A 14,310-nucleotide genomic window follows, 5' to 3' on the forward strand; every position below is an offset into this window, starting at 1 on the left:
GTCGTACACTGGTCGGTCCACAGCAGGCCGGTTCCCCGCGCGGGAACCGGCCTGCTCGTCCCTCAAGGAGGTGCGCCCGGATGACCAGCACGGTCCCCGCGCTCGGAACCCGTACGGCCGAAGGATCGGCCTTGCAAGCGGTCCTCCTCGACATGGACGGCACCCTGGTGGACACCGAGGGCTTCTGGTGGGACGTCGAGGTGGAGGTCTTCGCCCGCCTCGGTCACGCCCTCGACGACTCCTGGCGCCATGTCGTGGTCGGCGGTCCCATGACCCGCAGTGCCGGGTTCCTCATCGAGGCCACCGGCGCGGCCATCACGCTCGCCGAGCTCAGCGTGCTGCTCAACGACGGCTTCGAGGAGCGCATCGGTGCCGCGCTGCCGCTGATGCCGGGCGCCCGGCGACTCCTCGCCGAGCTGTACGAACAGCAGATCCCGACCGCCCTGGTCTCCGCCTCGCACCGGCGCATCATCGACCGCGTCCTGACGGTCCTCGGCCCCCAGCACTTCACCCTGTCCATCGCCGGAGACGAGGTCTCGCGCACCAAGCCCTACCCGGACCCCTACCTCCTCGCCGCCGCCGGCCTCGGGGCGGATCCCGCCAGGTGCGCGGTCGTCGAGGACACCGCGACCGGCGTCGCCGCCGCCGAGGCCGCCGGCTGCCAGGTGGTCGCCGTACCGTCCGTCGCCCCGATCACCCCCGCCGAACGACGCACCGTGGTCACTTCCCTGGAAGAGGTCGACCTGGCATTTCTGCACGGACTGATGACGCATCTGCCCTAGCCGTTCACCCAGCGTGCAATGACCATTGCGGAAAACTCCGCGGAGATCACTCAACGGAATTCGCACCTGTTCGACGGGCTGAATTCCGATACCCGGCCGCCCCGTTTCATGTGTGACGTTCCCCACGTGCACGAGGGTCGACAACGTTGCCGACGTGTGCCGTCCACCCCCGAACGGGGGGAAAACCGGTGACCTTGTGTCCCGATTGGGGAGAGGCTGCACTAATCCTGCCGCTGTCGGGTTTTCGGTCTGTCCGCGCCCGGTTCCACTGCGTGATGAGGCCTCAACTCACGCTCCTGCCAACCCCCCTGCGGTCGCCGACTAACCTCGTCGCGAGAACATCGCCGCTATCCCCGTGATCTTGCGTCGACACCCCATGGATGCCGGATACACGGACACGAACAGCTCTGGAGAACTTCGAGCATGAACCGCAAGACTTTGGTGCTGCCGGCCGTGGTCGGCCTGCTCACTCCGGTTCTCGCCGCGTGCGGGGGATCCGGCAGTGGGAGCAATAGTGGCGACGCGATCGTCGTCGGCACCACGGACAGGTTCACCGCCACGAAGGACGCCCCGGCGCCCCTGGACCCCGCCTACTCCTACGACGTCGGCGGCTGGAACATCCTGCGGCAGACCGTGCAGACCCTCATGTCCCAGCCCAAGGGCGAGGGCGAGCCGGTCCCCGACGCGGCCGAGAGCTGCTCCTTCACCGACAGCCAGAGCGAGCGCTACGCCTGCAAGCTGCGCGAGGGCCTGAAGTTCTCCGACGGCACCTCCGTCACCGCCAAGGACGTCAAGTGGTCCATCGAACGGGCCCTGCGCATCAAGGCCGTCGGTGGTCCCTACGGACTGCTCACGAACATCGACACCATCGAGACCCAGGGTGACCGCGAGGTCGTCTTCCACCTCAGGTCGGCCGACGCCACCTTCCCGTACAAGCTGTCCACCCCGGTCGCGGGCATCGTGAACCCGAAGGACTACGACGAGAACAAGCTCCGCGACGGCTTCGACATCGACGGCTCCGGCCCGTACACCTTCAAGGCCGACGTCAAGGACGACGCGATCGTCTCCGCCACCTTCACCAAGAACCCCAACTACAAGGGCAGCGTGAAGGTCAACAACCAGCAGGTCGTCCTGCGCTCCTACGACGACGCCGACGCCATGGGCAAGGCGATCGACAAGGGCGACATCGACGTGATGACCCGCACCATGTCGCCCGCGCAGATCAACAAGCTCGACGCCGGCGACGACGCCAACGTCGACCTCGTCGAGATGCCCGGCCTGGAGATCCGCTACCTCGGCTTCAACACCGACGCCCCCACGGTCAAGTCCAAGGCCGTCCGCGAGGCGATGGCCCAGATCATCGACCGCGCCTCCCTCGTCGCCAAGGTCTACGGCTCCCAGGCCGAACCGCTGTACTCGCTGGTCCCGGCCTCCGTGACCGGGCACTCGAACTCCTTCTTCAACAAGTACGGCGACCCCAGCGTCTCCAAGGCCAGGAACACGCTCGCCGCCGCGAACATCACCACCCCGGTGAAGCTCACCCTGCACTACACGACCGACCACTACGGCTCGGCCACCAAGCAGGAGTTCGAGGTCCTCCAGAAGCAGCTCAACGACAGCGGCCTGTTCGACGTCAGCATCCAGGGCACCCTCTGGAAGACGTACCAGGTCGCCGAGCGCAAGGGCGAGTACGACGTCTACGGCATGGGCTGGTTCCCCGACTTCCCGGACGCCGACAACTTCCTGGCGCCGTTCCTCGACAAGGACAACTTCCTCCAGTCGCCGTACGTCAACAACAAGATCATCAAGACGCTGCTCCCCGAGTCCCGCCGCGAGGCCGACCGGGCCAGCGCCGCCGGCAGCCTGACCCAGATCCAGGACGCCGTCGCCGAGGACGTCCCGCTGCTCCCGCTGTGGCAGGGCAAGCAGTACGTCGCCGCCCGTGGCGACATCACGGGCGTCGCCTACGCCCTCAACTCCTCCGCCAGCCTCCAGCTGTGGGAGCTCGGCCGCGGCTCCAGCAGCTGACCCCGGGCCCGGTACGACGCGAAGGGCGCCCCTCTCCACTCGGAGAGGGGCGCCCTTCGCGTCGTACGCCCGCTGCCGCTGCTACTGAGCGCCGGGACGCACCAGCCCGCTCTCGTACGCGTACACCGCGGCCTGCACCCGGTCCCGCAGCCCCAGCTTGGTCAGCACATGCCCCACATGCGTCTTCACCGTCGTCTCGCTGACGAACAGGTCCGCGGCGATCTCCGCGTTCGACAACCCCCGCGCCACCAGCTTCAGCACCTCCACCTCACGGTCGGTGAGCGTGTGCAGGGTGTCCGGCACCGGCTCCTCACCGGACGGCAGATGCGTCGCGTACTTGTCCAGCAGCCGGCGCGTGATGCTCGGCGCCAGCATCGCCTCACCGTTGGCCACCACCCGGATCGCCTGCACCAGCTCGTTCGCCGGGGCGTCCTTCAGCAGGAAGCCACTGGCGCCCGCGCGCAGCGCCTCCACCACGTACTCGTCCAGATCGAACGTGGTCAGCACCAGCACCTTCGCCGGACCGTCCCGCCCCGGCCCGGTGATCTGCCGGGTCGCCTCCACCCCGTCCATCCGCGGCATCCGGATGTCCATCAGCACGACGTCCGGCTGGAGGGCCCGCACCTGGTCGAGAGCCTGCAGGCCGTCCCCGGCCTCGCCCACGACCGCGATGTCCTGCTCCGCCTCCAGGATCATCCGGAACCCGGTACGCAGCAGCGGCTGGTCGTCGACCAGTAGGACACGGATGGCCACGGTGAGTCTCCTTCTGCTAGTCCGCGCCCATTCTGCCCTGCGCCGCGTCCCCGGATCCCGCCGACCTCACCGGCAGCGGATACGGCGGGGGAGTGCCCCCGAACTCCGGGCAGTGCGCCTGGTGGTCGCACCAGCCGCACAGCTTCGTCGGCCGCGGCCGCCACTCACCCGACTCCGTCGCCTGCCGGATCGCCTCCCACAACGCCAGCAGCTTGCGCTCGACCCGCTCCAGATCGGCGCGGACCGGGTCGTACGTCAGCACGTCACCGCTGCCCAGATAGACCAGCTGGAGCCGCCTCGGCACCACGTTCTTCAGCCGCCACACCACCAGCGCGTAGAACTTCATCTGGAACAGCGCGCCCTCCGCGTACTCCGGCCTGGGCGCCTTGCCGGTCTTGTAGTCGACGATCCGCACCTCGCCCGTCGCCGCCACATCGACCCGGTCGATGATCCCGCGCAGCCGCAGCCCCGACTCCAGCTCGGTCTCCACGAACAGCTCCCGCTCCACCGGCTCCAGCCGGGACGGGTCCTCCAGCGTGAACCAGCGCTCCACGAGCCGCTCCGCCTCACCCAGCCAGCGCGCCAGCCGCTCGCCCTCCGGATCCTCCGCGAACAGCTCACCCACCTCCGGACGGCTCTCCCGCAGCCGGTCCCACTGCCCGGGGATCAGCGACTTGGCCCGCGGCGCCGTCCGCTCGGCCGCCGGCGCGTCGAAGAGCCGTTCCAGGACCGCGTGCACCAGGGTCCCCCGGGTCGCCGCCTCGCTCGGCTTCTCCGGCAGCCGGTCGATCACCCGGAACCGGTACAGCAACGGGCACTGCATGAAGTCACTGGCCCGCGACGGCGAGAGCGAGGCGGGCGGGGCCGCGACCGGCACCTCCGCGACCGGCTCCTCGGCACCCGGCACCTCCGCGACCGTCACCTCGGCCGCCGAGACCGGCTCTTCCCCCCGCGTCACGTCCCCGCCCCGTGCCCGCGCGGCGTCCTCCATGCTGCTGTCCATGACCACAGACCATACGGCCCGCCACTGACAGTCACCCAACCCGCGCGACGGCCGGGCCAACACAGGGGGTGCCGGGGCGGAACGCGTCACGACGGCCGCATACCATCGAGCCTGAGACGGACCGCATCTAACGAGGGGACACCGTGGACGTGAGCGGCGGGAGCGGGCAGCCCCGGTCGGACGACGCCGAACCGGCCGAGCACCCCGCAGGCCCTACGGCCCCGACCAACGACGGAGGCCCGGCCCCCACCGACGCCCCCACGATCCCCACCGGGGCCGAACCGCCCACCGGCCGGGCAGCGTCCGAGAGCGCGGACGAAAGAGCGGACGGCAGCGAGGAGAGGGCTCCCCGGCCCGCCGCCGAGCCCCCCGTCGCCGGCACCGACGAACCCGCCTCGCCCGCCTCCGACGGTCCTGAGGCCCCCGAGGCCCCCGAGTCCCGTCCGGCACCGGCCGCCCGGCCCGCCCCGGCCCCCGAGATCCGCGCGGACTCTCCCGGCGGCGACCCCGGTCACACCGGCCGGCGGGCGGGCGAGCAGCCCGGTGAGGAGACCGGCGAGAAGTCCGACGACGAGTCCGACGAGCGAAGCCTCGCGCACTCCGGCCCGGCAGCCCACGGGCGGCCACCCCGGCGCCCCAAGGAACCCGGCGGCGGGCTCCTCATGGGCCGCCCCTTCGGTGTCCCGGTCTACGTCGCCCCCAGCTGGTTCCTCGTCGCCGCCCTGATCACCTGGGTCTTCGGCGGCCAGCTCGACCGCGTCCTGCCTGAACTCGGCGCCGCCCGGTACCTCGTCTCCCTCTTCTTCGCCGTCGCCTTCTACGCCTCCGTCCTGATCCACGAACTCGCCCACACCGTCGCCGCGATCCGCTTCAAACTCCCCGTCCGCCGCATCCAGCTCCAGTTCTTCGGCGGGGTCTCCGAGATCGAGAAGGAAGCCGAGACCCCCGGGCGCGAGTTCGTGCTCGCCTTCGTCGGCCCGTTGCTCTCCCTCGTCCTCGCCGGCGTCTTCTACCTCGCCATGCAGCCCGTCGAACCCGGCACCGTCCCCGGCGTCCTGCTGGCCGGCCTCATGGTCTCCAACCTCATCGTCGCCGCCTTCAACCTGCTGCCCGGCCTGCCCCTGGACGGCGGCCGGATGCTCCGCGCCGTCGTCTGGAAGATCACCGGCAGGCCCATGAGCGGCACCGTCGCCGCCGCCTGGGTCGGCCGCGCCCTCGCCGTCTCCGTCCTCATCGGCCTCCCCCTGCTCAACTACTTCGGCGCCTTCGGAGGCGGCGGCGAGGACGCCGGCGGCATGGACTCCCTCACCGACGCCCTGCTCGCCGCCATCCTCGCCGCCATCATCTGGACCGGCGCCGGCAACAGCCTGCGCATGGCCCGGCTGCGCGAACACCTCCCGGAACTGCGCGCCCGCACCCTCACCCGGCGCGCCGTACCCGTCGAGACCGACACCCCCCTCTCCGAGGCCCTGCGCCGCGCCAACGCCGCCGGCGCCCGCGCCCTGGTGGTCGTCGACGCCGACGGCACCCCCCTGTCCCTGGTCCGCGAGGCCGCCATCGTCGGCGTGCCCGAACACCGCCGCCCCTGGGTCGCGGTCAGCGGCGTGGCCCAGGAACTCACCGACGGCATGCGCGTCTCCGCGGAACTGGCCGGCGAGGACCTCCTCGACGTCCTGCGCGCCACCCCGGCCACCGAGTACCTGGTGGTGGAGGAGACCGGCGAGATCTACGGCGTCCTGTCGGCGGCGGACGTCGAGCGCGCCTTCGTCAAGGCCATGGCACGGCCGTCCTGACCGAGGACCCCCTCCGCTGGTCCGCACCGCCCGCGGGGCCCGGTACGCTGTTCACATGTCCGAACCGACCGGTGCCGCCCGCAGGCGCGGGCCCTTCAAGGTCGGGGACCAGGTTCAGCTGACCGACCCCAAGGGTCGCCACTACACGTTCACGCTCGAAGCCGGGAAGAACTTCCACACCCACAAGGGCTCCTTCCCGCACGACGAACTGATCGGCGCTCCCGAGGGCAGCGTTGTCCGCACCACCGGCAACGTCGCCTACCTCGCGCTGCGCCCCCTGCTCCCCGACTACGTCCTGTCCATGCCCCGCGGGGCAGCCGTCGTCTACCCGAAGGACGCGGGGCAGATCCTCTCCTTCGCCGACATCTTTCCCGGCGCCCGCGTCGTCGAAGCCGGTGTCGGCTCCGGATCGCTCAGCAGCTTCCTGCTGCGCGCCATCGGCGACCAGGGCATGCTGCACAGCTACGAACGCCGCGCGGACTTCGCCGAGATCGCCCAGCAGAACGTGGAGCGCTACTTCGGCGGCCCGCACCCCGCCTGGCAGCTCACCGTCGGGGACCTCCAGGACAACCTGTCGGACACCGACGTCGACCGCGTCATCCTCGACATGCTCGCCCCCTGGGAGTGCCTCGAAGCCGTCTCCAAGGCGCTCGTCCCCGGCGGCATCCTCTGCTGCTACGTGGCCACCACCACCCAGCTCGCCCGGACCGTCGAGTCCATCCGCGAGATCGGCTGCTTCAACGAGCCGACCTCCTGGGAGACCATGATCCGGAACTGGCACGTGGAAGGCCTCGCCGTCCGCCCGGACCACCGGATGATCGGCCACACCGGCTTCCTGCTCACCGCCCGCCGCCTCGCCGACGGCGTCGAACCGCCCATGCGCCGCCGCCGCCCCGCCAAGGGTGCCTACGGCGAGGACTACGACGGCCCCAACGCCGACGGCGGCGCCGGCCGCTGACCCGTCAACGCACGAGCGCCGCCACCGAGTTCCCCGGAACGCCCCGGAACTCGGCGGCGGCGCTCACGCATTGCCCCGGCGACAGAGACCGCGAGACCACGAACCCCACCCCGCCGTTCCCACCCACTGTGACGTGTGGCACCATGCGAGCCATCCCCCACCGGCACAGGCCTCACAGGAGACACTCCTAGTGCAGCAATCCGTGGTCCCGGAGCTCGCTCACACCGACACCCGCCCCATGCACTGGCTCGCCACCGCCGCCGCGGTGGCCGGCGTGGTGGCCCTGTCGTCCCTCTTCCAGCCGGGTTCGGCCAGAGCCGCCCAGCCCGCCCCGGCGACCCAGCCGAGACCCACCGCCGCGGCCGCCGCGCCGCCCAGCACCGTCGGCGTGGACTTCCCCCTCGACTGCGGCCCCGTGAAGGAGGTGGTCGTCAAGAAGGCCACCGGCGACCTCGACGGCGACGGCAGACCGGAAACCGTGGCGGTGGTCCACTGCGACTCGGCCATGGGCACCCCGCCCGACGGCGTCTACGTCCTCACCCAGGCCGCCGGGACCACCCGGCCACGCGTCGTCGCCACCCTCGTCGACCCGAAGGACCGGTACACGGTGACCGACTTCGCCGTGGCCGCCAGGACCGTCACCGCGACGCTGCTCGGCTACTCCACGGACGACGTGCCCAGTTGCTGCCCGGACGTGAAGACCGACGCCAAGTGGCGGTGGAACGGTCACGCCTTCCTCCGCTCCACCCCCGCCGCCAGCGACAACGTCTGACGGCCGCCCCGGCGCCGGCCCGGGCCACGCGGGGTGGCCGGAAAGTCACTCCGCGTCCGGCCCGAACACCTCGACCCGGTCCGCGACCCGGCGTACGTGAATGCACTCGCCCGGGCACTCCTTCGCCGAGTCCACCACATCGGTGAGCAGCGGCAGCGGCACCGGCACCGTGGCGCCCTTCGCCTGCAGCAGCTCCTCGTCCGGGCCCTTCACGTAGGCCAGGCCGTCGATGTCCAGCTCGAACACCTCGGGGGCGTACTGGGCACAGATCCCGTCACCCGTACACAGATCCTGGTCGATCCAGACCTCCAGCGCCTCGCCGCCGGCCGGGGCCTCCTGCTGCACGGTCATCTCTCCTGCCGTCGAAAAGCGCCGGCCGGCGGGACCGGGAACCACCCCGACCCGCCCCGGCGGGTGTTGAACGACTTCGACCCTACCTCCGTACCCACCACCCCCACCGGCGCCCCGCACCCGGCGTGCGCCGCCGCGCGGGGAGCGGCGCTCGGCCACCCGACCGATCGAGTTGAGCCAACCCACCGTCCTCGTTTCCGATCACCCACCCCATCCGTCCGGTCGCTCTGTGTAAGGAACCTCCCGCCGGGGCACAACACCTGAACCGGCATCGGATCGGACAACTCCGGTCAGTCACGAAGGGTTTTGACCGCTCCGAGCCTGGAACACGCCGCTTCTGAATCGCGTTGAGTGGGTATCCACCCCGCACGAGCAAGAACGCAACGGGTGACCGACGACACACCTTGACAGTCTTGGTGATCTAGGGGTTTCAATCGACACCCACCCAGGTAGGGTCTGGAAGCGTCCAGCTCCCCTTGGAGGAGGTGAGGACCGTGGCAGCCCACGACGACGACATGAACCGCGGCATCCGCCCGGGACGAGGGTCCGACGACCCGGCCGGGCAGATCGCCTACCTTGAGCAGGAGATCGCCGTCCTGCGACGTAAGCTCGCCGACTCTCCGCGACACACGAGGATTCTCGAAGAGCGGATCGTCGAGCTGCAGACGAACCTGGCCGGCGTGTCCGCCCAGAACGAACGACTCGCGAACACCCTCCGCGAGGCCCGCGACCAGATCGTGGCCCTCAAGGAGGAAGTCGACCGACTCGCACAGCCGCCCGCCGGCTTCGGTGTCTTCCTGCAGGCCAACGAGGACGGCACCGCCGACATCTTCACCGGCGGCCGCAAGCTGCGGGTGAACGTCAGCCCGAGCGTGGACCTGGACGACCTCAGGCGCGGCCAGGAAGTCATGCTCAACGAAGCGCTCAACGTGGTCGACGCCATGGCATTCGAGCGCGTCGGCGACATCGTCACCCTCAAGGAGATCCTCGAGGACGGCGAACGCGCCCTCGTCCTGGGGCACACCGACGAGGAACGGGTGGTCAGGCTCGCCGAGCCCCTGCTCGACGTGAACATCCGCCCCGGCGACGCCCTGCTCCTCGAACCCCGCTCCGGCTACGTCTACGAGATCGTGCCCAAGAGCGAGGTCGAGGAACTCGTCCTCGAAGAAGTCCCCGACATCGGCTACGAGCAGATCGGTGGCCTCGGCGGCCAGATCGAGGCCATCCGCGACGCCGTCGAGCTGCCCTACCTCTACCCGGACCTGTTCAAGGAGCACGAACTGCGCCCGCCCAAGGGTGTCCTGCTCTACGGACCCCCTGGATGCGGCAAGACGCTCATCGCCAAGGCCGTCGCCAACTCGCTGGCCAAGAAGGTCGCCGAGGTCACCGGCCAGGCCGCAGGCAAGAGCTTCTTCCTCAACATCAAGGGCCCCGAGCTCCTGAACAAGTACGTCGGCGAGACCGAGCGGCAGATCCGCCTCGTCTTCCAGCGTGCCCGGGAGAAGGCCAGCGAGGGCACCCCCGTCATCGTCTTCTTCGACGAGATGGAATCACTCTTCCGGACCCGCGGCTCGGGCGTCAGCTCGGACGTGGAGAACACCATCGTCCCCCAGCTGCTCGCCGAGATCGACGGTGTCGAGGGCCTGCAGAACGTGGTCGTCATCGGCGCCTCCAACCGCGAGGACATGATCGACCCCGCCATCCTCCGCCCCGGCCGACTCGACGTGAAGATCAAGATCGAGCGTCCCGACGCCGAGGCCGCCAAGGACATCTTCGGCAAGTACCTCACCGAGCGCCTCCCGCTGCACGCCGACGACCTCGGGGAGCACGGCGGCAGCAAGGCCACCACCGTCGAAAGCATGATCCAGACGGCAGTGGAACACATGTACGCCGAATCCGAGGAAAACCGCTTCCTGGAAGTCACCTACGCCAACGGCGACAAGGAAGTCCTCTACTTCAAGGACTTCAACTCCGGCGCGATGATCGAGAACATCGTCGGCCGCGCCAAGAAAATGGCGATCAAGGACTTCCTCGACCACAACCAGAAGGGCCTCCGCGTCTCCCATCTCCTCCAGGCCTGCGTGGACGAGTTCAAGGAGAACGAGGACCTGCCCAACACCACCAACCCCGACGACTGGGCCCGGATCTCCGGAAAGAAGGGCGAACGGATCGTCTACATCCGTACCCTCATCACCGGAAAGCAGGGCGCCGATACCGGACGCTCCATCGACACGGTGGCGAACACCGGACAGTACCTGTAAAACACAGGGCGGCTGCGGGTGCCCTCACCGGGTACCCGCAGCCCACTGTTTTTCCGGCCACCACCGGAACCGAGGCGAGCAAGGCAATGACGCAAATGATCTCCCCACCGGCGCGGCGGCGTTCTAGGCTCGTTCCTACCGCCGAAACGCGCAGTGCGGGGACGGGCACCGCACACGCACCGGAGCGCCAGCGGTACGCGAGCGGAGCCCACGACCGAGGGCTTCGCCGGGCAAGGAGGGCCGCATGACCGTACGGCGAGTAATGGGCATCGAGACGGAGTACGGGATCTCCGTCCCCGGCCACCCCAACGCCAATGCCATGCTCACCTCGTCCCAGATCGTCAACGCCTACGCGGCGGCGATGCACCGGGCCCGACGCGCCCGCTGGGACTTCGAGGAGGAGAACCCCCTGCGGGACGCCCGAGGCTTCGACCTCGCCCGCGAAGCCGCCGACGCCAGCCAGCTCACCGACGAGGACATCGGCCTCGCCAACGTCATCCTCACCAACGGCGCCCGCCTCTACGTCGACCACGCCCACCCCGAGTACAGCGCTCCCGAGGTCACCAACCCCCGCGACGCCGTTCTCTGGGACAAGGCCGGCGAACGCATCATGGCCGAGGCCGCCGAACGAGCCGCCGCGCTCCCCGGTGCCCAGCCCATCCACCTCTACAAGAACAACACCGACAACAAGGGCGCCAGCTACGGCACGCACGAGAACTACCTGATGAAGCGGGAGACCCCCTTCTCGGACATCGTGCGCCACCTGACCCCGTTCTTCGTCTCCCGCCAGGTCGTCACCGGCGCCGGCCGCGTCGGCATCGGCCAGGACGGCCACGAACACGGCTTCCAGCTCAGCCAGCGCGCGGACTACTTCGAGGTCGAGGTGGGCCTGGAGACCACGCTCAAGCGCCCCATCATCAACACCCGCGACGAACCGCACGCGGACGCCGAGAAGTACCGCCGCCTCCACGTGATCATCGGAGACGCGAACCTCTCCGAGATCTCCACGTACCTGAAGCTCGGCACCACCGCCCTGGTCCTGTCCATGATCGAGGACGGCTTCATCGCCGTCGACCTGGCCGTCGACCAGCCCGTGCGGACCCTGCACCAGGTCTCCCACGACCCGACGCTCAAGCGGCTCGTCACCCTCCGCAGCGGACGCACACTCACCGCCGTCCAGCTCCAGATGGAGTACTACGAACTCTCGCGCAAGTACGTCGAGGAACGCTACGGCGCCGACGCCGACGAGCAGACCAAGGACGTCCTCACCCGTTGGGAGGACACCCTCAACCGCCTGGAACACGACCCCATGAGCCTCGCCGGAGAGCTCGACTGGGTCGCCAAACTGGAACTCATGGAGGGCTACCGGCGCCGCGACGGCCTCGACTGGGACGCCGCCAAGCTGCACCTCCTCGACCTCCAGTACGCCGACGTACGGGCCGAGAAGGGCCTCTACAACCGCCTGGCGGCCCGCGGCCGCATCAAGCGGCTGCTGACCGAGGCCGAGGTCGAGCGGGCCCGTACGAACCCGCCCGAGGACACCCGGGCCTACTTCCGGGGCCGCTGCCTGGAGCAGTACGCCGACGACGTCGCCGCGGCCAGCTGGGACTCGGTCATCTTCGACCTCCCCGGCCGCGACTCCCTCCAGCGCGTCCCAACCCTGGAACCGCTACGCGGAACGCGAAATCACGTCAAGGAGCTCCTGGACCGCTGTCGCACCGCAGAAGACCTGGTCAGGGTCCTCTCCGGCGGCTGAGCAGGCCCCTGGGCCGCCCCGGGCGGACGGGTCAGAATCCCACCGTCCGGGAATCATCGAGATGGCCCCCGTAGGTTGGAGAAACTGCGGGGCCGATGTCGGACCCGGCTTGTAGGGTCTGATCATCACCGATCGGCAGGAAGCCGACCTGTCGACCATGTCGGGCGAACTGAGCGGGGTGAGTGTCATGGCAACCAAGGACACCGGCGGCGGACAGCAGAAGGCGACGCACTCCACCGAGGAGGTCGAGGAGCAGGCGGCAGAGTCGCAGGGCTCCGAGGACCTCAAGGAGCGGCACGAGAAGCTGAGCGACGACGTCGACTCGGTTCTTGACGAAATTGACGATGTCCTCGAGGAAAATGCGGAGGACTTCGTGCGCTCCTTCGTTCAAAAGGGTGGGCAATAGGCGCCATTTCCCTTCGAATCGAAGGTGACGTGCGGGGGTGGGATTGTCCGAGAGTGAAGAGACGAAGCGTTGCTCGCGGTGCAAGGAGCACAGGCCGCGAGCAGCGTTCGCCGGTAATGAAGCGGCCTGTGACGGGTTGCAGGCCTACTGCGGGGAGTGTTGGGCTTCGTATCACCAGGCCCGGCAGATCGCGAAGGGCAAGAACGTCCGGCCGCGCGTGGCGGCGCCCGAAGGGCACAAGTACTGCCGCACTTGTGGGGAGACGAAGCCGCACAGCGAGTGGCACCGCAACGCCACGGCTTCCGACGGCCTGTCCACGAGCTGTAAGGCCTGCCGTGCGGTCAAGAGCCGCGCAGACCACCTGAAGCGCAACTACGGCCCGACCGAAGCCGAGCGTGACGCGATGGTCGCCTCCCAGTACGGGATCTGCGCGATCTGTCTATCTGCCCCGCCCGTGCATGTGGATCACCGCCACAAGACGGGTAGGGTCCGAGGCGTACTGTGCTTCAACTGCAATTCGGCCATCGGCAAATTGAGGGATGATCCGGACGCCGCTCGCCGAGCCGCTGCTTACCTGGAAGGAAACTTGTGGAAGCCAACACTCGTAGCACCGGGCGTCTACCAGCTGCCTTCCTGACGCCTGGGTCGTCCTCGTTCATGGACTTCCTCGGTGAGCACCAGCCGGAGTTGCTGCCCGGCAGGCGGCAGTTGCCGCCCACGCAGGGGGTGATCGAGGCACCGCACGGGACGACGATCGTCGCGGTGACCTTCCCCGGCGGGGTCGTGCTGGCCGGCGACCGCCGGGCCACCATGGGCAACGTGATCGCCCAGCGCGACATCGAGAAGGTGTTCCCGGCGGACGAGTACTCGGCCGTCGGCATCGCCGGCACCGCCGGTCTCGCCGTGGAGATGGTGAAGCTCTTCCAGCTGGAGCTGGAGCACTTCGAGAAGGTCGAGGGCGCCCAGCTGTCGCTGGAGGGCAAGGCGAACCGGCTCTCCACGATGATCCGCTCCAACCTGGGCATGGCCATGCAGGGGCTGGCGGTGGTCCCGCTGTTCGCCGGGTTCGACGTGGACCGGGGCAAGGGTCGGATCTTCTCGTACGACGTGACGGGCGGCCGTTCCGAGGAGCACAACTTCGCGGCGACGGGTTCCGGCTCGATCTTCGCGCGGGGTGCCATGAAGAAGCTGTTCCGTGACGACCTGTCCGAGGAGCAGGCGGCCACACTGGTGGTGCAGGCTCTGTACGACGCGGCCGACGACGACTCCGCGACCGGTGGTCCGGATGTCGCCCGCCGGATCTACCCGATCATCACCGTGATCACCGAGGACGGTTTCCGCCGGCTCACCGAGGACGAGGCCTCCGAGCTGGCCCGTGCGGTGCTGGCGCGCCGTCTGGAGGAGCCGGACGGCCCGCGCGCGGCGCTGCTCTGAGGCGCTCGGCGTC

General features: G+C 69.4%; 13 protein-coding genes. 10 read left to right on the forward strand and 3 right to left on the reverse strand.

Features of this window, described 5'->3' with window-relative positions; all coding sequences use genetic code 11:
• Positions 1–80 precede the first annotated feature (80 nt).
• Positions 81–782 (forward strand): HAD family hydrolase, encoded by a 702-nt coding sequence (locus tag ACZ3KP_RS19975; RefSeq protein ID WP_467501083.1) that lies wholly within the window; start codon positions 81–83, stop codon positions 780–782.
• 423 nt (positions 783–1,205) lie between these two features.
• On the forward strand, positions 1,206–2,810 hold the full coding sequence (locus tag ACZ3KP_RS19980; RefSeq protein ID WP_467501084.1) for an ABC transporter substrate-binding protein: 1,605 nt from the start codon (positions 1,206–1,208) through the stop codon (positions 2,808–2,810).
• An 81-nt stretch (positions 2,811–2,891) separates the two neighbouring features.
• Here ACZ3KP_RS19980 and ACZ3KP_RS19985 read toward each other — a convergent pair whose 3' ends face one another.
• A complete protein-coding gene (locus ACZ3KP_RS19985; RefSeq protein ID WP_030608351.1) occupies positions 2,892–3,563 on the reverse strand; it encodes a response regulator in 672 nt (223 codons plus the stop codon).
• 16 nt (positions 3,564–3,579) lie between these two features.
• On the reverse strand, positions 3,580–4,566 hold the full coding sequence (locus ACZ3KP_RS19990) for a RecB family exonuclease (RefSeq protein ID WP_467501085.1): 987 nt from the start codon (positions 4,564–4,566) through the stop codon (positions 3,580–3,582).
• A gap of 143 nt (positions 4,567–4,709) precedes the next feature.
• Here ACZ3KP_RS19990 and ACZ3KP_RS19995 point away from each other — a divergent pair, with 143 nt between their 5' ends.
• The 3 genes from ACZ3KP_RS19995 (at position 4,710) to ACZ3KP_RS20005 (ending at position 8,089) form a co-directional block, all read left to right on the forward strand.
• Positions 4,710–6,359 (forward strand): site-2 protease family protein, encoded by a 1,650-nt coding sequence (locus ACZ3KP_RS19995; protein ID WP_467501086.1) that lies wholly within the window; start codon positions 4,710–4,712, stop codon positions 6,357–6,359.
• Between the two features lie 55 nt (positions 6,360–6,414).
• Positions 6,415–7,317, forward strand: a complete 903-nt coding sequence (locus ACZ3KP_RS20000; RefSeq protein WP_089103073.1) for a tRNA (adenine-N1)-methyltransferase — start codon at positions 6,415–6,417, stop codon at positions 7,315–7,317.
• A gap of 190 nt (positions 7,318–7,507) precedes the next feature.
• A complete protein-coding gene (locus ACZ3KP_RS20005) occupies positions 7,508–8,089 on the forward strand; it encodes a hypothetical protein (protein WP_467501087.1) in 582 nt (193 codons plus the stop codon).
• 45 nt (positions 8,090–8,134) lie between these two features.
• Here the strand turns inward: ACZ3KP_RS20005 and ACZ3KP_RS20010 are convergent, their stop codons facing one another.
• Complete coding sequence (locus tag ACZ3KP_RS20010; RefSeq protein WP_467501088.1) at positions 8,135–8,440, reverse strand: ferredoxin; 306 nt, start codon at positions 8,438–8,440, stop codon at positions 8,135–8,137.
• A 494-nt stretch (positions 8,441–8,934) separates the two neighbouring features.
• Here ACZ3KP_RS20010 and arc point away from each other — a divergent pair, with 494 nt between their 5' ends.
• The 5 genes from arc (at position 8,935) to prcB (ending at position 14,297) form a co-directional block, all read left to right on the forward strand.
• A complete protein-coding gene (gene arc, locus ACZ3KP_RS20015; RefSeq protein ID WP_358977569.1) occupies positions 8,935–10,701 on the forward strand; it encodes a proteasome ATPase in 1,767 nt (588 codons plus the stop codon).
• Positions 10,702–10,945: 244 nt separating this feature from the next.
• Complete coding sequence (dop, locus tag ACZ3KP_RS20020) at positions 10,946–12,457, forward strand: depupylase/deamidase Dop (RefSeq protein WP_467501089.1); 1,512 nt, start codon at positions 10,946–10,948, stop codon at positions 12,455–12,457.
• A gap of 187 nt (positions 12,458–12,644) precedes the next feature.
• On the forward strand, positions 12,645–12,863 hold the full coding sequence (locus ACZ3KP_RS20025) for a ubiquitin-like protein Pup (protein ID WP_132889128.1): 219 nt from the start codon (positions 12,645–12,647) through the stop codon (positions 12,861–12,863).
• A 403-nt stretch (positions 12,864–13,266) separates the two neighbouring features.
• Entirely contained in the window at positions 13,267–13,500 is a 234-nt protein-coding gene (locus ACZ3KP_RS20030) for an endonuclease domain-containing protein (protein WP_467501280.1), read from the forward strand.
• Positions 13,452–14,297, forward strand: coding sequence for a proteasome subunit beta (gene prcB, locus ACZ3KP_RS20035; RefSeq protein ID WP_366893547.1), 846 nt, complete (start codon positions 13,452–13,454; stop codon positions 14,295–14,297). The genes ACZ3KP_RS20030 and prcB overlap by 49 nt, the downstream gene beginning before the upstream one ends.
• The last annotated feature ends 13 nt before the right edge of the window (positions 14,298–14,310 follow it).

Source organism: Streptomyces sp. NPDC020958, assembly GCF_055562175.1.